General features: G+C 44.0%; 16 protein-coding genes and 1 pseudogene. 3 read left to right on the top strand and 14 right to left on the bottom strand.

Annotation, left to right across the window (positions count from 1 at the left end; translation table 11 throughout):
* Positions 1-528, bottom strand: coding sequence for a YqeG family HAD IIIA-type phosphatase (locus tag RWX26_RS02550; RefSeq protein WP_042762970.1), 528 nt, complete (start codon positions 526-528; stop codon positions 1-3).
* 174 nt (positions 529-702) lie between these two features.
* Positions 703-1,392, bottom strand: coding sequence for a hypothetical protein (locus RWX26_RS02545; protein ID WP_125377447.1), 690 nt, complete (start codon positions 1,390-1,392; stop codon positions 703-705).
* A 177-nt stretch (positions 1,393-1,569) separates the two neighbouring features.
* On the opposite strand from RWX26_RS02545, the gene RWX26_RS02540 reads away from it, so the two are divergent.
* On the top strand, positions 1,570-2,196 hold the full coding sequence (locus RWX26_RS02540) for a TVP38/TMEM64 family protein (RefSeq protein WP_314578890.1): 627 nt from the start codon (positions 1,570-1,572) through the stop codon (positions 2,194-2,196).
* Positions 2,197-2,265: 69 nt separating this feature from the next.
* On the opposite strand, the pseudogene RWX26_RS02535 reads toward RWX26_RS02540, so the two are convergent.
* The 11 genes and pseudogenes from RWX26_RS02535 to RWX26_RS02485 form a co-directional block, all read right to left on the bottom strand.
* A pseudogene (locus RWX26_RS02535) lies at positions 2,266-2,514 on the bottom strand (EamA family transporter); the annotation flags it as partial.
* 105 nt (positions 2,515-2,619) lie between these two features.
* Complete coding sequence (locus RWX26_RS02530; RefSeq protein WP_032906405.1) at positions 2,620-3,666, bottom strand: 2,3-butanediol dehydrogenase; 1,047 nt, start codon at positions 3,664-3,666, stop codon at positions 2,620-2,622.
* A gap of 121 nt (positions 3,667-3,787) precedes the next feature.
* Positions 3,788-4,144, bottom strand: a complete 357-nt coding sequence (locus RWX26_RS02525) for a hypothetical protein (RefSeq protein ID WP_223312216.1) — start codon at positions 4,142-4,144, stop codon at positions 3,788-3,790.
* Between the two features lie 92 nt (positions 4,145-4,236).
* On the bottom strand, positions 4,237-5,670 hold the full coding sequence (gene gatB / locus RWX26_RS02520) for an Asp-tRNA(Asn)/Glu-tRNA(Gln) amidotransferase subunit GatB (RefSeq protein WP_002901040.1): 1,434 nt from the start codon (positions 5,668-5,670) through the stop codon (positions 4,237-4,239).
* Positions 5,670-7,136 carry an Asp-tRNA(Asn)/Glu-tRNA(Gln) amidotransferase subunit GatA gene (gene gatA / locus RWX26_RS02515; protein ID WP_314578880.1) on the bottom strand — a complete coding sequence of 489 codons (1,467 nt, stop codon included), beginning with the start codon at positions 7,134-7,136 and terminating at the stop codon, positions 5,670-5,672. Before gatA ends, gatB begins: the two co-directional genes overlap by 1 nt.
* Positions 7,136-7,438 (bottom strand): Asp-tRNA(Asn)/Glu-tRNA(Gln) amidotransferase subunit GatC, encoded by a 303-nt coding sequence (gene gatC / locus RWX26_RS02510; protein ID WP_002896305.1) that lies wholly within the window; start codon positions 7,436-7,438, stop codon positions 7,136-7,138. The genes gatA and gatC overlap by 1 nt, the downstream gene beginning before the upstream one ends.
* Positions 7,439-7,641: 203 nt before the next feature.
* Entirely contained in the window at positions 7,642-9,378 is a 1,737-nt protein-coding gene (gene aspS, locus RWX26_RS02505; RefSeq protein WP_314578878.1) for an aspartate--tRNA ligase, read from the bottom strand.
* Positions 9,379-9,690: 312 nt separating this feature from the next.
* Positions 9,691-10,248 carry an isochorismatase family cysteine hydrolase gene (locus tag RWX26_RS02500; RefSeq protein ID WP_314578875.1) on the bottom strand — a complete coding sequence of 186 codons (558 nt, stop codon included), beginning with the start codon at positions 10,246-10,248 and terminating at the stop codon, positions 9,691-9,693.
* Complete coding sequence (gene codY, locus RWX26_RS02495; protein ID WP_002896308.1) at positions 10,248-11,036, bottom strand: GTP-sensing pleiotropic transcriptional regulator CodY; 789 nt, start codon at positions 11,034-11,036, stop codon at positions 10,248-10,250. Before codY ends, RWX26_RS02500 begins: the two co-directional genes overlap by 1 nt.
* Positions 11,037-11,237: 201 nt before the next feature.
* The gene (locus RWX26_RS02490) at positions 11,238-13,823 is read right to left on the bottom strand and encodes an SEC10/PgrA surface exclusion domain-containing protein (RefSeq protein ID WP_399558195.1); all 2,586 of its coding nucleotides are present in this window, start codon (positions 13,821-13,823) and stop codon (positions 11,238-11,240) included.
* 320 nt (positions 13,824-14,143) lie between these two features.
* Positions 14,144-15,358, bottom strand: coding sequence for a pyridoxal phosphate-dependent aminotransferase (locus tag RWX26_RS02485; RefSeq protein WP_009659361.1), 1,215 nt, complete (start codon positions 15,356-15,358; stop codon positions 14,144-14,146).
* A 345-nt stretch (positions 15,359-15,703) separates the two neighbouring features.
* Between RWX26_RS02485 and RWX26_RS02480 the strand changes: the two genes are divergently transcribed.
* A complete protein-coding gene (locus tag RWX26_RS02480; protein ID WP_002896311.1) occupies positions 15,704-16,156 on the top strand; it encodes a universal stress protein in 453 nt (150 codons plus the stop codon).
* 32 nt (positions 16,157-16,188) lie between these two features.
* On the opposite strand, the gene RWX26_RS02475 is transcribed toward RWX26_RS02480, so the two are convergent.
* On the bottom strand, positions 16,189-17,580 hold the full coding sequence (locus RWX26_RS02475) for a Cof-type HAD-IIB family hydrolase (RefSeq protein ID WP_314579137.1): 1,392 nt from the start codon (positions 17,578-17,580) through the stop codon (positions 16,189-16,191).
* A gap of 180 nt (positions 17,581-17,760) precedes the next feature.
* On the opposite strand from RWX26_RS02475, the gene RWX26_RS02470 reads away from it, so the two are divergent.
* Positions 17,761-18,723 (top strand): asparaginase, encoded by a 963-nt coding sequence (locus tag RWX26_RS02470; RefSeq protein WP_314578864.1) that lies wholly within the window; start codon positions 17,761-17,763, stop codon positions 18,721-18,723.
* The last annotated feature ends 608 nt before the right edge of the window (positions 18,724-19,331 follow it).

Below are 19,331 nucleotides of genomic sequence, written 5' to 3'. Positions count from 1 at the left end.
TTAAATTCCTTTTTTGTATTGAATTGGGCCGTATTTTCCAGTGATTTTCTTGAGCACACGGCGTTCACGCGCCCGATTGATCTGAGTCTTGATAGAGTCGTGCTCGACCAGCGGCTTGACCAAAATCGAACGAATCCCAGCCCGATGAGCAGCTCGAATATCCGTCATGAGCTGGTCGCCCACCATGACCACTTCATTTTTTTCAAAATGAAAAAGCTTGAGCGCCCGGTCAATTCCCCAAGTGAAGGGTTTCATGGCCCAGTAGACATAGTCAATTTCAAACTTTTCAACAGCCCGCTTGACCCGTTTTTGGTTATTATTGGACACCACAATAATCCGAATGCCCGCGTCCCGCAAATCATGGAGCCACTTCTTCATCTCTGGGGTTCCGTCAGGATTATTCCAAGCAATCAAGGTGTTATCCAAATCCACCAAAACCGCTTTGATACCCTGTTTTTTCAAACTCTCTACTGTCAAATCGTAAACTGCCTCAACCGCAAAGTCCGGCATATAATCTTCAATCGCCACATCTCTCTCCAAAAATTCGTATTCTCATTATTATAGCATAAAATGGGCTTTTTGGCACTCCTGGTCCTATTTCTTCTAGAGCGAATAGGTGATGTTTACTTTTCTATTTTTCAAGCAAATGAAAACAGCTCCCCAAGCGGGAAGCTTCATTTTAAATGGAACAAAAATTTATACTCACAGTCTAGGCCAGTGGCCATCTTTTTCTTTCCGTAATTTTAATTCATAAAATTCTTGAAGATCGAGAATAATACCGGTAGCACCCTCTGCTTCATCTATTTTTATATGAAGAACCTTAGAAAATTTCTGAAAATCCTTCTCCTCAATACCCGGGGCAATGCGAATATCAACAGATTGCCATTCACCATTTTTCTCTTCATAGCCTACTAATGCAACTAGAAAATCTGTCCCTATTTTATACTCACCGGTTAATAACATTGCTATATCATTAAAAAGACCATCGTAGTAGGTAGGATTCGACACTGCAAACAATATAATATCTTCTCTCTTGAGCTCTCCATCGACACTAGCTAGGGGAATCTCATCTACATGCTCAAGCATCGGAAGAACGGTTTCATGTCTTAATGAAGCAATGCTAAAAGAATTGTTGTATGGAGAAGATGGATTCATAATTTTGCTATAGCTATTCACATACTCTGCGACTCCTCCCAAAAGGAACAAGAAGAAATAACTAACTACAAATAGTAAAGTACGTGTTTTTCCGAAAAATAAGAAACAAATTAAGGAACAAATAATTAAAAATAATACAAAGAGAATAATTGTATGAGGGTGGGAAAATACTCTTATGAGATTATCATATGCAATTTCCCATAATTTTTGATGATATAAATTTAGATATTCTTCCACTATAGGCTCTCCTCTTACGCATTTTTTGATTTTGAACGATTATTTGAAAACTTATGGTTTACTAATTACATCATTATATCATCTTTGAGGCTTTTTGGCACCTTCAGCCTCAAGAGTTACAAAAAGGAAAAAAGATGATATTATAGTGGTGATAGTATAAATGTCCTGGAGGTTTGTATGACAGAAAAAAACAGGCAGATGCAGGCTGTTTCCCCTCTTTTGCAAAAGATTATCAACTGGTCGTCCGCCATTGGCGCTCTAGGAACGGTGGCCTTTTGTCTTTGGGCCTATTTCGCTGGCGTCCTCCAATCCAAGGAGACTCTCTCAGCCTTTATCCAACAGGCTGGCCTCTGGGGACCGCCTCTCTTTATCTTCCTGCAGATTCTACAGACAGTCGTGCCCATTATTCCTGGCGCCCTGACCTCTGTCGCTGGCGTTTTCATCTACGGCCATATCGTCGGCACCATTTATAACTATATCGGCATTGTCATTGGCTGCGCCCTGATATTTTATCTGGCGCGCACCTATGGTCCGGCTTTTGTTCAGTCTGTCGTCAGCAAGCGCACCTATGATAAATATATCGGCTGGCTGGATAAGGGCAATCGCTTTGAGCGCTTCTTTATTTTCATGATGATTTGGCCCATCAGTCCAGCCGACTTTCTCTGTATGCTGGCCGCCCTGACCAAGATGACTTTCAAAAAGTACATGCTGATTATCCTTCTTTGCAAGCCCATCACTCTCGTCATCTATACCTACGGACTGACCTATATCATTGATTTTTTCTGGAAAATGGTCTCCAAATAAAAAGAAGTTGATTGAAGAGTCAACTCCTTTTTTATTTATCCTTTTTGTCTCCCATATATAGTGGTTCAACTAGGAGAGGCTGCAGGACTTTTTCTTTTTTTGCAGCCATAAATCTTTAAGGGAAATGAGCGAAACAGCTATTAAAATCATAGCAATCCCTACCAGATCAACGACATAAAAACGCTAATTCATCTGAAAAAAGGCAAAGAAGACCGCTGAAATAGGCTCAATGGAAGCTAGAAGACCGGATTTGACAGGGCCTATCAGGGAAGTACCCTTAAGAAAGACCGTGTAGGAAAAGATGGTTCCTTTCAAAACTTTTGACATCCAACCTCTTTCTAAATCTTTACTTATTACAGCACAAACCATAAAGAAAAATCAGCCAGTTTTGACTGATTTTCGTCTCATGATTAAGCAAAGATTTTATTCTGGCGATACCAAAATCTTGATCTGCGCCTTGTCCTGAGTCAGCTCGATAAAGCCTTCTTGCACAATATCCTCTAGCTTAATCTTCTTGGTCACAAGCTTGTCAGCAGAGAAATAGCCCTGCTCCATCAATTCCAGCACCTTAGGGAAAATATGCCGATAGGCGATAATACCCTTAAGCGATTTTTCTTGAATGGCAAATTCATTAGGGTTGATGCTAGCTTCTCGTTCCCAGATAGAAACCACCATACATTCTCCGGCCTTGTGGACAGCAGCTAAAGCTTGTCCCAGCACAACCGGCACCCCAGTCACTTCATAAGACACATCTGCCCCGCCACCAGTTAAACGCTGAATAGCAGCTACCACATCTTCGCCTTCTTCTGGTCGCACAATGATGGCCCCAAGCTCCTCTGCCTTGGCTTGGCGTTCTGGAGATAATTCAACTCCATAAATCTTAGAGGCACCGGCTGCCCGCAAAGCCTCAATAATCAAGAGTCCGATTGGTCCCAAACCGAAGACAACTGCTGTATCGCCTGTCTTAAGAGCCGACTGACGGACCGCGTAAACAGCCACAGCAGCTGGTTCTGTCAAGGCCGCCTGCTCATAGCTAAGACTGTCTGGAACTTTGTGAACAATGTCTCCGTCCAAAACACAGTATTTGGCAAAACCACCGTCTGCCGCCAAACCGACAAAGTTTAGATTGGGGTCCAGATTATAATCACCGACAAGATTATGCTTAGCCAAAATGGGCTCAACTGTCACCCGATCGCCAACCTTGACTCGTGTCACAGCACTGCCGACCTCAACAATTTCCCCAGCAAACTCATGTCCCAAAGTTACAGGCGCTTTCTGGCCAGAGTAGACATGCTCTGTTTCTGTCGGAATAAAAATCGGTCCGTCCAGATATTCATGCAAGTCAGTTCCACAGATTCCTGTATACTTGACCGCAATTTTGACTTGATGCGGTTGGACTTCCGGTACATCCACTTCTTCAATACGAACATCTTTAGCGCCATACCAACGCGCAGCATTCATTTTTGCCATAAACATACCTCACTTTATAATTTATTAGTTTAATTGTAAACCCTTTCAGAAATCTTGTCAAAAGATTAGCTACATTTTCAAAAAATAGCATACAAAAAACCAGCATCAGCTGGTCTTAGACTTATTCTGCAATTCTAGCCGAGTAAAACGGAAAAAGAAACATTAAAACAATATAAAGAATCAAGAGAATCGCACGGAGCAATCCGCCAAATAGAAAAGCAACCACTAAAGTTCCTAAACAAATAGAAACATTAGTAAAATTTGTTTCAATCAGCAAGGTTTGTCCTGCTTTAACTGTCACTGGCTTGGTTTTCATAGGAGCTGCTCCTACACGAACAACAGCTTCTTCCCCCTCAATAGGGAAGACAGCCTCATCACCATTCTTAATTGCGCCCACTTTCTGATCATTAATAAAGATTGGAAACTTTCCAATAATTCCAACAAAACCTGTCCCACGTTTCACTTTGATTTCCGACATAAAAGACTCCTTTGTTTTTTAATTATTTTAACATAACTAATGGCTAAAGAAAAGATTAAAAACCAGCCTCACGACTGGTTTTCTACTTATTTCTATAATTTCTCCAACTCTTCATTAAGCAATTTTTGCGCTACTTGTGGGTTGGCTTGCCCCTTAGTAGCCTTCATCAATTGACCGATCAGGGATTTAGCCGCATTCTTATTGCCGCCCTTATAGTCATTAATAGCTTTTTCATTGTTGGCAAATACTTCTTGGATGATTGGAAGAAGCTGGGCTGGGTCTGAGATTTGAATCAGGCCTGCTTTCTGCACATATTCCTTGGCAGAGCCACCGTTTTTAGCTAGATGGACAAAGACCTTCTTAGCAATCTTAGAAGAAATCGTTCCGTCTGCAATCAGAGCAATCATCTCAGTCAGGTTCTCAGGTGTCAGCTCAATCTCAGAGATGGTCTTGCCTTCGGCATTGAGGTATTGAGCCACTTCCCCTTGGAGCCAGTTAGAGACAGCCTTAGCGTCACCACCTGCTGCAAGAGCTGCTTCAAAGAAGTCTGACACAGCCTTCGTCGCTGTCAGCTGCTTAGCATCGTAGTCAGACAGACCGTAATCGCCCACATACTTAGCTCGGCGCTCTTTTGGAAAGGCTGGCAAGCTACTGCGTACTTGCTCAATCCAAGCATCCTCAATCTCAAAGATAGGTAGATCAGGCTCTGGGAAGTAACGGTAGTCCGCTGAACCTTCCTTAACCCGCATGAGCAGGGTTTCGCCAGTTGCTTCGTCATAACGACGGGTTTCCTGACGAATTTGACCACCGCTGCGTAGGATTTCAGCTTGGCGCTTTTCCTCAAATGCCAGACCCTTGCGGACAAAGTTGAAGGAGTTAAGGTTTTTCAGCTCAGTCTTGGTACCAAATTCTTCCTGACCGTAAGGACGGATAGAAATATTGGCATCCACCCGCATGGAACCCTCTTCCATCTTGACATCCGAAATGCCCGTGTACTGGATGATTTCCTTGAGGGCAGTCAGATAGGCATAAGCTTCTTCTGGACTGCGCATATCCGCTTCTGATACAATCTCAATCAGCGGCACCCCTTGGCGGTTGAGGTCCACATAAGAGTAGCCGTCACTGCCGTGGGTATTCTTTCCGGCATCTTCTTCCAAGTGGGCCCGCTCGATACGGATTTTCTTGGTCGTGCCGTCTTCTAGCTCAATCTCAATCCAACCATTGTAGCCAATCGGCTCATCAAACTGAGAAATTTGATAAGCTTTTGGATTGTCCGGATAGAAGTAATTCTTGCGGTCAAAGTGCATCTTCTGGTGAATATCCATGTTCAAAGCCAGAGCAGCCTTGATACCATAGTCGATAACACCCTTGTTCATAACAGGCAGAACACCCGGGAAGGACCAGTCAATGATATTGGTGTTGGCATTTGGATCTTCACCGAAGTGAGCTGGAGCCGGTGAGAAAATTTTTGAATTGGTCTTCAATTCAACATGGACTTCCAGTCCGATAACTGTTTCAAAGTTCATTATTTTTCACCTCCAAAGATAACTGGCTGCTGTTTGTGGTAGTCAGTTGTCGCTTCAAACGCTGCGGCTGCCTGATAGATGGTCGCTTCATCGAAGTGGTTACCAATCAACTGCAGGCCGACAGGAAGACCATCTGCAAAGCCAGCTGGGATTGAAATACCCGGCAGACCAGCCAAATTGACTGGAATAGTCAAAAGATCAGCCAGATACATGGCCACTGGATCTTGGTTTTGACTGCCCAAGTCATAAGCTACAGTTGGTGCAGTTGGGCCTAAAATCAAATCATATTTTTCAAATACCTTGGCAAAATCTTGCATAATCAAGGTCCGAACCTGACCAGCTTTCTTGAAGTAAGCATCGTAGTAACCAGATGACAAACTGAAAGTTCCCAGCATGATGCGGCGTTTCACCTCTTCACCAAAGCCTTCACTGCGAGATTTAACATAGACATCTTCTAGATTTTCAATACCTTCTGCGCGGTAGCCATAGCGAATACCGTCAAAACGTTGCAGGTTAGAGCTGGCTTCAGAAGAAGCAATGATATAGTAGACTGCTACGCCATACTTACTGTGGGGCAGGCTGACTTCTTCAACAATGGCTCCTAGACTTTCCAAGTGCTTCGCCGCTGCTAAAATAGTTTCCTTGACCTTGCTGTCAATTCCCTCACCCATGTATTCCTTAGGCAAGGCAATCTTCATGCCCTTGATGTCTTGGCCAATCTTGCTGGTAAAGTCTGGCACTGCCTCTTGTGATGATGTCGAATCCTTAGGATCATTACCAGAAATAACATTCAGAAGCTGGGCATTTTCCTTAACCGTTTGAGAGAAAGGCCCAATCTGGTCTAAAGAAGAACCAAAAGCAATGAGCCCAAAACGAGAAACTCGTCCGTAAGTTGGCTTGAGCCCGACTACACCGTTAAAGGAAGCCGGCTGGCGAATAGAACCACCCGTATCTGAACCCAGTGATAGACGGACCTGACCAGAGGCAACAGCTGTTGCTGAACCACCAGATGATCCACCAGGAACCTTGCTGCTGTCCCAAGCATTCTTAGTCGTCTTAAAGTAAGAGTTTTCACTGGATCCACCCATGGCAAACTCGTCCATGTTGGTCTTCCCGACGATAATCATATCCTTACCGTAAAGCTTCTCTACGCTAGTCGCATCGAAAATCGGCTTGTAATTGTAGAGTATCTTAGAAGCAGCCGTCGTCAAAATCCCCTTGGTTGAGATATTATCCTTGACTGCCAGCGGAATTCCGCTCATAAGATTGTCCGCATCAATGCCCTTAACATCCAGAGCCGCAGCCTGAGCCAAAGCCTCTTCTTCACTGACAGTAATGAAGCTGTCCACAGCCGCTTCACGTTCTTTGATATCTGCCAAAGTCGCCTGAGTTAACTCTACCGCAGAAATTTCTTTCTTGACCAGCAAATCATGCAACTCTTCAATAGTCTTGTGATTAAAAGTCATTAGGCATCTCCTCCGTCATCTAGGATGGCAGGCACTTTGATGTAGCCCCGCTCTTTTTCAGGTACATTTTGGAAAAGCTCTTCCCGGTTCCAGCCTGGCTGAGCCACATCTTCTCGCATATAGTTGATATTAGCAGCTACATTGGAAGTGAAAGGAACCCCTTCCGTGTCCACTTCATTGAGCAATTCGACCATGTCGACAATCTTGGTTAAGGTCGTCGCAAACTCAGCCGTTTCTTCTGGTGAGAAAGCCAGTTTTGACAGCTTAGCAACGTGACTTACTTCTTCTTGAGTAATCTTCATCTCTGATTCCTTTCATAAGATATGTGAGCTTTAGCGACTGAAAATAACAATTTCTAGATGATATCTTTATTTCCAAGCTTCAGCTCACCTTTACTTTGACAAGCTAGGGACGCTCATTTATTTGCCATCCGCCAGCTCTTTTCTTCAGCTTCTTCCTGCCATTCTTCAGGAATTCGCATCATTTCATTTTACCATATTTCAGGCTAATTCTTCAATTCCAAATGCAGTTCTTTGAGCTGTCTTTGGTCTACCAAACTCGGACTTTCCAGCATAGGGTCAAAGCCAGTACCATTTTTCGGAAAGGCGATGACTTGCCGGATATTTTCTTCCCCAGCCAAAATCATAACCAAGCGATCTAAGCCCAGAGCCAAGCCGCCGTGTGGTGGGAAGCCGTATTCTAAGGCTTCCAGGAAGAAACCAAAGTCCCGTTCATAGTCTTCTTGGCTCATGCCTAAAAGCTCAAACATAGCTTCCTGAGCCTTCCGGTCATGAATCCGCAGACTCCCACCGCCAATCTCATAGCCGTTTAAGACGATGTCGTAAGCCTGGCTGCGGAATTGAGCTGGATCTTGGCCCTCTTCAAAGATTCCCTGGGTGAAAGGATGGTGCATGGCTTGATAGCGATTTTGGTCTTCATTCCACTCCAGCAGCGGCCAATCCACAACCCAGAGGAAATGAAGCAAACTCGGATCAATCAAATTCAAAGCTTTTGCGACTTCTATCCGCAGATGTCCCAAAGCTTCCTGAGCCCGACGCTGCTTAGCCATAACTAGCAGAATCAAATCTCCATCCTTGGCCTCAAAACGTGCTAGTAAATCCTGACTCTCAGCCTCAAAGGTGCTAGCCAAATCTCCAACTAACTGGCCATTTTCAACCTTTAGACTGGCGAAACGACTGCAGCCAAATTCCTTCATTTCCTGATAGTAGTGACTCAGTTGTTTCTTACTAAAAGCACTAGCCGCATCTGGCACACAAATTCCCATCACTTCCTCTTGATTATCCAAGGCTTTCTTGATGAGCAGCGAATCATTGGACTGACACAAATCCGTCAAACTCTTTAGCTCTAAACCAAAGCGCGTATCTGGCTTATCAGAACCAAAGCGGCTCATAGCCTCTTCATAGCTGATAGTCGGAAAATCTTCTGTCAACTCTAAACCATGAGTTTTCTTAACAACAGCCTTGAGCATAGCTTCAACCAGAGCTCGGATTTCTTCTTCGCTGGCAAAACTCAGCTCTAAGTCCACCTGGGTAAACTCTGGCTGGCGATCGCCCCGCAGATCTTCGTCACGGAAGCAACGAACAATCTGATAATAGCGCTCGAGACCAGCTCCCATCAGTAACTGCTTGAGCATCTGCGGGCTCTGAGGCAGCGCATAGAATTGATTTTTAAAGACCCGACTAGGCACCAAGAAGTCTCTAGCCCCTTCAGGAGTTGACTTGGTCAGATAAGGCGTCTCCACTTCCAAAAAGTCCAAACTGTTCAAATATTCCCGAATGGTTGAGGTGACCTGGTGACGTAGTTTGAGGTTATGTGTCATCTTCTCACGGCGCAAGTCCAGGTAGCGGTATTTCTGACGCAGGTCTTCCCCTGTATGGGCATGCTGATCTAGCTCAAAAGGCAATACCTTGCTGCTAGCAATGACTTCAATCTTTTCAGCTCTCAGCTCAACCTGACCAGACTTGATGGACTTATTGACAAAGCGCTCTTCTCGCTGAACCACTTGCCCCGTCACTGCAATAACATCCTCTTTGCCAATGTCTTCCAGCTTAGCAAAATCTTCAATCTCACCGCCAACGAAGACCTGAAGTAAGCCCTCGCGATCCCGCAATTCAATAAAGGCTAGTTTGCCGTGATTGCGGATATTGGCCACCCAGCCAGTTGCGGTCATGGTCTGTCCGACCTGCTCTAAACCATAGTTCCCGATAAAAATTTCTTTCATGTTCTTTCCCTTTCAAATCAATTAGTAGCTCCGCCCTGCTGTTAAGAATATTTGAAGCATTCTTCTATTGTCTTCACTTGTCCTACTGCAAAATAAAAAGCTTCCGTCTCTGAAACAGACGAAAGCCGTGGTACCACTGTTATTCGCCGCCTTAAAAGGCAGCCTCTGAACTCGTAACGTGAGCGACGTTTGTGCTTAATCACACAAAAGATTACGAAACATGTTCTTCGGTTTTTTGCTTTCTTGGTGCTGCTCTCAGCTATCAGCACTCTCTGTGCAAGTCAGCAAGCCTACTCTGCTTCTCTTTTACTTTTAAATTGTATCTATTATAGTCGAACCCAGAACATTTTGCAAGTGGTTTAAGGCAAATTTGTGATTTTCCTCTGACAGAGAAGCCACAGCCGGTTCTACCATCTGAATCTGATAACCAAGATTATAGGCATCAATCGCTGTATGCAAGACACAAATATCCGTCAAGACTCCAGTCAAAATGACCGTATCTACCTTTCTTTCCCGCAGGCGGATATCTAAATCCGTGCCGGAAAAGGCAGAATAATGACGCTTATCCATCCAAAAGACCCGAGAGTCTGCTTGATGCTTCTCATAAAAATCAGCCAAAGGACCATAAAGATTACGACCGCTGGTCCCTTTGATATTATGAGGCGGGAACAACTTGCTTTCTGGATGAAAGGCATCATTCTCATCATGGGCATCAATAGCAAAGAAGATATAATCTCCTCGGTCAAAAGCTGCCTCCGTCACTTGAGCAATGGCTTCAGAAATCGCCTGCGCTGGCGCTCCTGCTGTCAACTTGCCCTCATCTGCGACAAAATCAACTGTATAATCAATGGAAATCAGTGCTTTAGCCATTAGTAGTCCCTCTTTTTAATTTCATCAAAGACATCCGGAATCAGGACTTTCAGATAAGTTCCCTTCATCCCTAGCGAGCGGCTTTCAATAATCCCAGCACTTTCCAGCTTGCGCAAGGCATTAACAATCACTGAGCGGGTAATTCCAATACGGTCAGCAATGACAGATGCTGTCAGCTGGCCTTCATTACCATTCAGCTCACCCAAAATTGCTGAAACGGCTCTCAGTTCTGAGTAAGACAGAGTATTGACCGCCATGGTCACTGCCGTCCGGCGACGGATATTTTTCTCATCCTCTTCCCGCTGGAAGTTAAGCAGCTGGATACCAACCACTGTACTGGCAATCTCAACCAAAATCAGATCATCGTCCGCAAATTCCTTGTCATTGCGCCAGATAATCAATGAACCCAAACGAATCCCTGAAACATGAATGGGAGCAATAGTAGTCAGGCCATCTGGAAAATCATCCTTGGTCTCTACCGGAAAAATCGTCAAATCATGCGTAACCGGTAGATTAGCCTCCGTTTCATAAACCAGATTGGCTTCTTGGACATACTCCTCTGGGAAATTCTTATCTTGGAAAAAAGCTTCCACACGGTCATTATTGGTCTTATATCGCATGAAATAGCCTAGAAGACGTCCCTTGCTATTGATAATGCAGGCATTACAGTGGATAATATCAGCCAACTGACGCGTAATAGCATTATAGGGCAAATCTTCCTGCATCTGCTCCTCCGAGCGCTTCAGAATAGACGTAATTTTTCGTGTTTTTTCTAGTAAATCGGCCATATTTTTACCTCATATTTATTAGCTTCATTGTAACATAAAAGCAGTGAAATTTCAATAATTATCTGAAAATTTTTTATTGAAAAACAATTACATACAATTCCATAAAATAAAGAATTTTTCAAGTATATGACTTGATATATCAAGCCATATTAAACAAAAAACAGTCAAGAATTTGACTGTTTTTGATTGCTTTTGTTCTTTCTAATCAAGAGAACGTTTCTTGTAGAACAATTTCATAGCCATGAGCAGAAGCATTTGGCCTGCAAGAATAAGCCAAGAAGAGTTTTCTCCTGTCTTAGGCAAGGCATGACCTGAATCAGCTGCCTGCTTATGATTTCCAGGGCTAGCACTTCCAGCAGTTCCAGTAGTTCCAAGAGCTGTATGCTGAGGATCTCCTACTTGTCCAGTAAGCGGAGAGCGAGCTAAGCGCTCCTCTGTGTGAGCCAAAACAGACTGGTAATAACGAATATCTTCTTCCTTATTTTGCTCAGCATATGTTTGAGCTAGCAAGTCGTATGTCGCCTTAGCTTGTGCTTGAACCGCAGTTAAAACTGCTACTTTTGCTTCTTGATCTGTTTGAGCTGTAAGAGCTGCTTGGTAAGCAGCCTGAGCTGCGGCTAGTTTAGTTTTAGCTTGTTCCAAGTTTTCTTCTGCATTTTCAAGATTTGACAATGACTCTTTAGCCATTTGCAATGCTGCTTCAGCATCTGTAACAGCTTTTTCAAGATTAGTCTTTCTTTCTTTTGCTGCATTCAAAGCTGCGTCTAGCTGAGCCAACTTATCTGATTCAGTTTTTAGAGCTTCTTGAGCTGCGGCAACTGTCGCTTGAACAGCAGTCAGAGCTGCTTGGGCCTGAGTTAATTTTTCTGCTTTAGTCTTGTCATCTAAGTTTGAGTTTTGCAGGGCTGCTTGTGCTGCTGCTAAAGCCGCTTGATCAGCTGCCAACTTCTCTTGAGCTGCAGCAAGAGCTGCTTGGGCCTGAGCAGTTGCTGACTCACCTGATTGAGCTTGTGCCTGAGCCAGTTGCTGATTGGCTTGCTCTAAGGCTGCAGCCTTCCGATTGTAAGTGGTTTGAGCAACTCCCTTAGACGCCAGAGCCAGTTGATTAGCCTTGAAGGCAGAGTCATAGACAGTTTGAGCCTTAGCTACTTCCTGCGGATCTACTTTTGCTGTTGCAGCTTTGCCTGTAATCGGGCTGGCATTGAAGTTCTTTTTGCTGGCATATTTGACCTGATCTTCTGACACCATAGTGAAATGAGCCATAGTGATGTCGCTTTCCATTGAGAAATCAACACCCAGATAGTTTTTCTGGCGACCAGTATTGAGACCAGAGATAGAGGTAGCATGTAGCCATTCATAGCCATTAAACATGAATTCAACAACGGAATCATAGATTCGTCTCTTCATTTCAGCCACACTCATTTGGCCAGCTTTTTCTCTCCAAATATAAGCGTTTTCATAATACTGGAGACCTTTGCTCTCTTGCTCAGCACTTGTGGTCATTAAACCATATTCACGCGCTACGCGGTTAATTGCTTTAGCATCGTGATGGTATTTCTCCATCAAATCCCAGTTCCAGTTGTCTTTGCGGTATTCTGTTGCCACCTTATCAGCGAAATCAATTGATGACGGTGTCACAACTACTTCACCTGTTCCCATCTGAGTGCGCAGCTGGTTGATGAGTTCTGAAGCAAACTGTGAAAGTTCCTGACGAACATTCTGTGGAATATTATTGGTATCAATCAAAGCTTTGCTATCTGTAGGATCCGCTACATAACGATTGAGAGCCTTAGCACTGGCATTAAGTGCAGCCAGTCTATTTTGAATCTCATTAGTTTTTTGCTCTGATAAATTCGGTGCAATTAGTTCTCTCAAGGCTGCAATGTATTCCGGAGTCATTGACACACGGTTTTTATTGCTAGAAGCTTCAGTAGTAATTTTTCCAGCTTGAGCCTTTTGCAAAGCCTGTTGAGCTTGGTTCAAGTCTGACTGAGTCTTCTCAGCTGCAGCAGTTTTTTCCTGCAAGTTCTTTTGAGAAGAATCACGAGCCGTCTTAGCCTGAGTCTGGTTGGTCTGAGCTTTTGCAACCTCAGCCTGCTTCTGACTGTCAGTCTGACGAGCTGTAGCTACTTTTGCTTGAGCTGTTTCAACAGCAGACTGGTCAGCTGCCACCTTATCTTGGGCTGCTTTCACATTCTTTTCTGCCTTCGCTGTAGCGTCCCCACTTAGGTTGGCCTGAGCTTCCTTCACGTCATTTCGAGCTTTAGCAAGGCGTCCTTCTTGAGTTTTCGCTTGCTCTTGAGCTTCTTTAGTCTTGGCTGCCTGAGCATCGCGCTCAGCTTCAGCCGTCTTAGTTGCTTGGTCAGCTTTAGCCAGTTCTGACTTGTTGCTTTCCACTTGAGCTTTTTGATTGCTCTCTTCTTGCTTAGCTGTTTCAATAGCTTCCGGACCAGCTTTATCAGCTGCCTCCTGTGCCCGGTTAGCTTCAGCTTGTGCTTGCTCGACCTGACTCTGAGCTGCAGCAGTATTTGCTTGAGCTTGAGCCAAATCAGCTTTCCCTTGTGCAACATTGCTGTCGGCTTCTTGTACAAGAGCCTGAGCAGCGTCTACCTGTTCTTTCGAAACAGATTCATCCTTCTGTGTGTTTTCTGCCTGTGGTTGGCTTTGACTAACGGGCGCATCAGAATAAGACTGATTATCAACTAATTGATCAGCCTGAACTCCTTCTGCGAGCACCAAAGACAATGCCGCTGCACTGACAGAAAAAGCACTAAGTGTCTTTTTCATTGTCAATATAATCTCCTCCACTTTTTCATCATTGTTAAAAACATTGACAAACACATTCTATCATGTTTGTCTTCTGGAAGGAAGACGCTAACACATTTTTTTAAGCATTTTTGGACAGATGCATAAAAAATGTTGGACAAATTCCTAAAAAATGTCGGTAAAACCTCCTATAATTTTTACCAATAGGCCTCGAATTCAATTTCCAGAGCATCTTGGTTTTTTATTTTTGCAATTAAAAAACAGCCATAAAACTAAAAAATATGTAAGATAGATAAGAAAAAGGCCGGAACCTTATCCAGCCTTTTTGTAGCATCCGCTTATTAACGGCGATATTGGCGCAAGAAGCGCGTCATTTTTTCTTGGATTTGAGCTAGCTCATCTACTCGAGGCAGATAAACGATTCGGAAATGATCTGGATCCTTCCAGTTAAAGCCTCGTCCATGGACAAGAAGGACTTTCTCCTGCTTGAGGAAATTGAGCACAAACTGCTCATCATCGTCGATATGATACATGTTCCGGTCAATTTTCGGGAAAATATAGAGACCAGCTTTAGGTTTTACAGCTGACAGTCCCGGGATGTCCTGAATAGCCTGATAGATGAAATTACGCTGTTCATAGATACGACCACCTGGCAAAAGCAGTTCATCCACAGATTGGTGACCGCCAAGTGAGGTTTGGACGACCTGTTGAGCCAAGACATTGGAGCACAGGCGCATATTGGAGAGCATGTTCAACCCTTCAATATACCCCTTAACATGATGCTTAGGTCCAGATAGCACCATCCAGCCAACACGGAAGCCTGCGATGCGGTGCGACTTGGAAAGACCATTCATGCTGACACAGAAGATATCAGGAGCCAGACTAGCCACAGACGTATGGACATTGCCATCCATCACCATGCGGTCATAAATTTCATCCGCAAAAATAATGAGATTATTTTGGCGAGCAATTTCCACAATTTCCAGCAGCAGTTCCTTAGGATAAAGTGCCCCTGTTGGATTGTTAGGGTTGATGATAATGATAGCCTTGGTATTAGATGTGATTTTTGACTTGATATCGTCAATATCTGGATACCATTCTGCCTGCTCATCACAAACATAGTGAACAGCATTCCCACCAGCCAGACTGACTGCAGCCGTCCAGAGTGGATAGTCTGGCATTGGTACCAGCACCTCGTCCCCGTCATCCAGCAAGCCCTGCATGGACATGACAATCAGTTCGCTGACACCATTTCCCAGATAAATGTCATCAATATCTACATTAGGAAAATTCTTAAGCTGGCAGTACTGCATGATAGCCTTACGGGCTGAAAAAATCCCCTTGGAGTCAGAGTAACCCTCACTGTCACGCGCATTCATAATCAAATCATGAATGACCTCATCAGGAGCGGTAAAACCAAATTCAGCCGGATTTCCTGTATTGAGGCGGAGAATCTTTTCACCGTTGGCCCGCATGCGCATAGCTTCATCCAAAACCGGACCGCGAATATCATAGGCAACATGTTCCAGCTTGCTGGACTTGTCAAATTCTTTCATTCTTATTTTTCCTCTATTCATCAGAATGTTATCATTATACCACCAGAAAAAGCGATTGACAACAAAAAAAATAAGCTCACTTTTCACGCGATTATGAAGCGATTTATAAGATAAAGAGCACTATTCCTTTTCTAACCCCTCAAAGTAAAGGACTTTTTCTCAGCTTGTAATGAACTGGCAACATTTCCATTTTATCTTTACTTTTTTTCTGAAAAGGGTTACAATAGAAACAAGAAAATAGTTGCAAATCACTCGGGCGTTATGGACTGATTGATTTTTGGTCAGCCCAATCATTCTGTGAATGATGCGACGTCCTTTGCCGACCATTTTAGAGGAGGTAGCTCTATGACTCAGAAATATGAAAACATTATGGTTGCTGTGGATGGTTCTCACGAATCCGAACTAGCCTTTGAAAAGGGCGTTAACGTGGCTCTCCGAAACGGCTCTCGTCTCACCATCGCCCATGTCATTGACACCCGGGCTTTGCAAAGTGTCTCAACCTTTGATGCAGATGTTTACGAGGACTTACAGGAAGATGCCAAAAAGCTGACAGCTGAGCTGAAAGAAAAGGCTCAAAAATCCGGTATCAAGTATGTTGACATTGTCATTGAGATGGGCAATCCCAAGACTCTCTTGGCTACAGATATCCCAGAAGAGCACAAGGTAGATCTGATCATGGTCGGTGCTACCGGTCTCAATGCCTTTGAACGGCTGCTAGTCGGCTCTTCCTCCGAATATATCCTGCGTCATGCCAAGGTTGACTTGCTGGTGGTCAGAGACCCAGAAAAAACTTTATAAAAACTAGAGCAGATGTGCACTACACATCTGCTCTAGTTTTCTTCTTTCTGCTCTAAGGTACGCTGGTAGGCCTGAATCTGTCGTTCCAGTTCTTCTTTGATAGCTCCTTCGGGAGCGTATTTTTCTTCCCAGTCATCTGGTTTGAGGATTTTATGGGTGACGGGGTCAAAGTGAGCCTTCCCGTCTGGGAAAATTTTGCCCATATTAGCCCGATGGACAATATCGAACAGCTGCTCTGGATCCACTCCCATCAGGACAAAACTGCCATAAGTGAAGTATAGAGTATCAATCAAGGCATCTACTTGACCGACTAGAGAAACCTCGGCCTGACTTTTTGAGCGAACCTTGTCAGCAGCCTTGTCAAGCGCTTGATGGAGATAGGCTACAGAACTGTCAAAGTCTTCCTCTGAGTTACTAGCAGCTCGCAGAAACTCAACCAACTCTTCTAGCTTAAAGCCTGCCCGATAGCGAGCGTCCTGAGGCGACCAAGCAATCGGCTCTTCCTGAGTACTTTCATCCATGACACTATGGAACTCTTTAACTTTATTAAAGTGATGGTCGCTACTGGTAAAGACCTTTTCCCTCGCTAGGATGCCAAAATGCTCCAGAGCCTTATGAATCCCATCCTGACTATTGCTGCTAGTTGTATGCTTGGCCACTTCCTTGACCGAGCTGGTTCCATTTCCCATAGCAATGGACAGACCAACTCCCGATAGCATTTCCAAGTCATTGTCAGAGTCACCGAAGGCCATGACCTGATGAATGTTGAAACCATATTCCTTGCCGACTCGGCGAATCCCCTCTAGCTTAGATGTATCTTTATTGATAATATCAACCGCATAGGGGCTGCTGCGGGTAAATTTCAAATCAGGAAAGTCTGCTTCAATCTTACGGCTTTCTTCTGGACTGGCTAAAATCAAAGCTTGATAAATCGGCTCCTGAATCAGCTGCAGGAGATCTTTTTCATGCTGGGGCAGGGCCTTGCTGATGACTTTATTAAAACCGTGACTGACTGTTCGCGCCATTCTCTTAGGGATGAAGCGGCTAGTCCACTGGGAGAAAGGGCTCATGCCGAAGGACATAATCTTGGAGCCCAGCATAGCCTCAGCCGTCCCCAAGGAAATTTCTTTCCGATGCTTCTTAGCATAGGCGATTAAATCCCGTAAACTCTGCTTGTCAATGGGACTGGCAGAAATCACCCTATCTCTTGAAAAAATATACTGGCCATTATAGGTCACAGCAAAGTCTAAGTCCAATTGCTCCATAAAAGGTTTGACAAAGAAAGGACCGCGGCCGGTTGCCAAACCGACCAATATTCCTTGCTCCTTTAAACTCTGAATAGCCTTTTCTGTAGATTTCAAAACCGTTCGACTGTCATTGACCAGTGTCCCATCAATATCAAAAAAGACGGCCTTTACTTCCATTGATTTTCTCATTCTTTCCTTTTATGATACAATAAATTATAACACAAAAATGACATACAATCACATGAATTGCAGAAAAGAAAAGCTGGATTAATATCCATGCAACAGGATTGAAAACTCTATGAAAACATAATGTGAGTTTTCAACTCTGCATCATGACTACAAGGAGAAAAAGGATTTATGACAAAGAAAATCTTGGTCCTGCACACAGGAGGAACCATTTCCATGCAGGCTGATGGCTCTGGGGCTGTCGTTACCAATGCTGATAACCCTATGAACCATGTGACCGTTCCGCTTGAGGGGATTGAGACGGAAGTCATTGACTTTTTTAATATTCCTAGTCCTCATATCACGCCCCAGCACATGCTCAAGCTCTACCAGAAAATCAAAGCCAGTGCTGACCAATTTGACGGAGTAGTCATTACTCATGGGACGGACACTTTAGAAGAGACGGCTTACTTTCTGGATACTATGCAGTTGCCGAAGATTCCAATCGTTCTGACCGGAGCTATGCGCAGTTCCAATGAGCTGGGGAGTGACGGAGTCTATAACTACCTGACAGCCCTGCGGGTGGCTAGTGATGAAAAAGCCAGTGATAAGGGCGTACTTGTCGTGATGAATGACGAGGCACATGCTGCCAAGTATGTAACCAAAACCCACACGACCAATGTCAGCACCTTCCAGACACCGACTCACGGACCGCTCGGCTTGATTATGAAGCAGGAAATTCTCTATTTTAAGACAGCGGAGCCTCGGGTCCGCTTTGACTTAAACAGCATTTCTGGTCTGGTGCCCATCATTCCAGCTTATGCCGGTATGAAGACAGAGCTTCTGGACATGCTGGATTTAGACAAGATAGACGGCCTCATCATAGAAGCATTCGGTGCTGGCAACCTCCCCAAGGAAGTAGCTGACAAGCTGGCTGATATGATAGCAGCCGGACTGCCAATCGCTCTGGTCTCTCGCTGCTTCAACGGGATTGCTGAGCCAGTCTATGCTTATGAAGGAGGCGGCGTTCAACTGCACCAGGCTGGTATCTTCTTCGTCAAGGAGCTCAATGCCCAAAAAGCCAGAATCAAACTGCTCATCGCCCTGAATGCTGGACTCAAAGACCAAGAACTACGAGATTATATGGAAGGCTGAGAGAAAAAGTCCTTATTTACTTTCTTTAAATCAAAAAGTGCTAAGGTTGCTTAGCACTTTTTTGACTCTTTCATATTCTAACATTGGGAAAACTTCATTGAATCGCTGGACTTAGAAGATAACCTCAAACAGAGACGCTAGAATTTCAAAAATATAATCACTTACCATAGGTCACCTCTATTTTCTGAGCTTTCTTAAATGTCTTTGGATAGTGGACTTTGATTGCAACTTTCATAGCTTTTACCTCGCTTATCATTCATTCTTTAAGAGCAAAAACGAAACTCTTGGAGTGTTTAGCTCCAAGCTTTGTTCCTAATCTTTTTGTTCTTAATCTTTTTGTTCTTACTTGGATATAAGGATACAGCCCTAAACTTAAGAATCTCTTATAGATTTCTTAGGGAAAGCTTATAGTCAAAGAGTCCGGCAGCAATCCCTATCTACTATTTGAAAGGAACAAGTCTTTTCAATCAAATACAAAAAACTTCACCGATTGGGTGAAGTTTGTGATTTGTTAGGAGATTTATGATGAAAAAATTCTAAATTATTCTTATTCTTTGAGTGGCTCATACCTCGCAGGTCTTCTAGTCTTCAAGCTTTGGTTACCAGAT

The sequence above is a fragment of the uncultured Streptococcus sp. genome (assembly GCF_963536705.1).
Lineage (GTDB): Bacteria > Bacillota > Bacilli > Lactobacillales > Streptococcaceae > Streptococcus.
This window is presented reverse-complemented; position numbering and strand designations above follow the sequence as displayed.

Bases quoted from the DNA above. Each gene is read 5' to 3' on its own strand.
- RWX26_RS02470 (WP_314578864.1), top strand. From the start codon at position 17,761: ATGACAAAGAAAATCTTGGTCCTGCACACAGGAGGAACCATTTCCATG.
- RWX26_RS02475 (WP_314579137.1), bottom strand. From the start codon at position 17,580: ATGGAAGTAAAGGCCGTCTTTTTTGATATTGATGGGACACTGGTCAAT.
- gatB (WP_002901040.1), bottom strand. From the start codon at position 5,670: ATGAACTTTGAAACAGTTATCGGACTGGAAGTCCATGTTGAATTGAAG.
- RWX26_RS02490 (WP_399558195.1), bottom strand. From the start codon at position 13,823: ATGAAAAAGACACTTAGTGCTTTTTCTGTCAGTGCAGCGGCATTGTCT.
- codY (WP_002896308.1), bottom strand. From the start codon at position 11,036: ATGGCCGATTTACTAGAAAAAACACGAAAAATTACGTCTATTCTGAAG.
- RWX26_RS02480 (WP_002896311.1), top strand. From the start codon at position 15,704: ATGACTCAGAAATATGAAAACATTATGGTTGCTGTGGATGGTTCTCAC.
- RWX26_RS02525 (WP_223312216.1), bottom strand. From the start codon at position 4,144: ATGTCGGAAATCAAAGTGAAACGTGGGACAGGTTTTGTTGGAATTATT.
- gatA (WP_314578880.1), bottom strand. From the start codon at position 7,136: ATGACTTTTAATCACAAGACTATTGAAGAGTTGCATGATTTGCTGGTC.
- aspS (WP_314578878.1), bottom strand. From the start codon at position 9,378: ATGAAAGAAATTTTTATCGGGAACTATGGTTTAGAGCAGGTCGGACAG.
- RWX26_RS02530 (WP_032906405.1), bottom strand. From the start codon at position 3,666: ATGGCAAAAATGAATGCTGCGCGTTGGTATGGCGCTAAAGATGTTCGT.
- RWX26_RS02540 (WP_314578890.1), top strand. From the start codon at position 1,570: ATGACAGAAAAAAACAGGCAGATGCAGGCTGTTTCCCCTCTTTTGCAA.
- gatC (WP_002896305.1), bottom strand. From the start codon at position 7,438: ATGAAGATTACTCAAGAAGAAGTAAGTCACGTTGCTAAGCTGTCAAAA.
- RWX26_RS02500 (WP_314578875.1), bottom strand. From the start codon at position 10,248: ATGGCTAAAGCACTGATTTCCATTGATTATACAGTTGATTTTGTCGCA.
- RWX26_RS02485 (WP_009659361.1), bottom strand. From the start codon at position 15,358: ATGAAAGAATTTGACAAGTCCAGCAAGCTGGAACATGTTGCCTATGAT.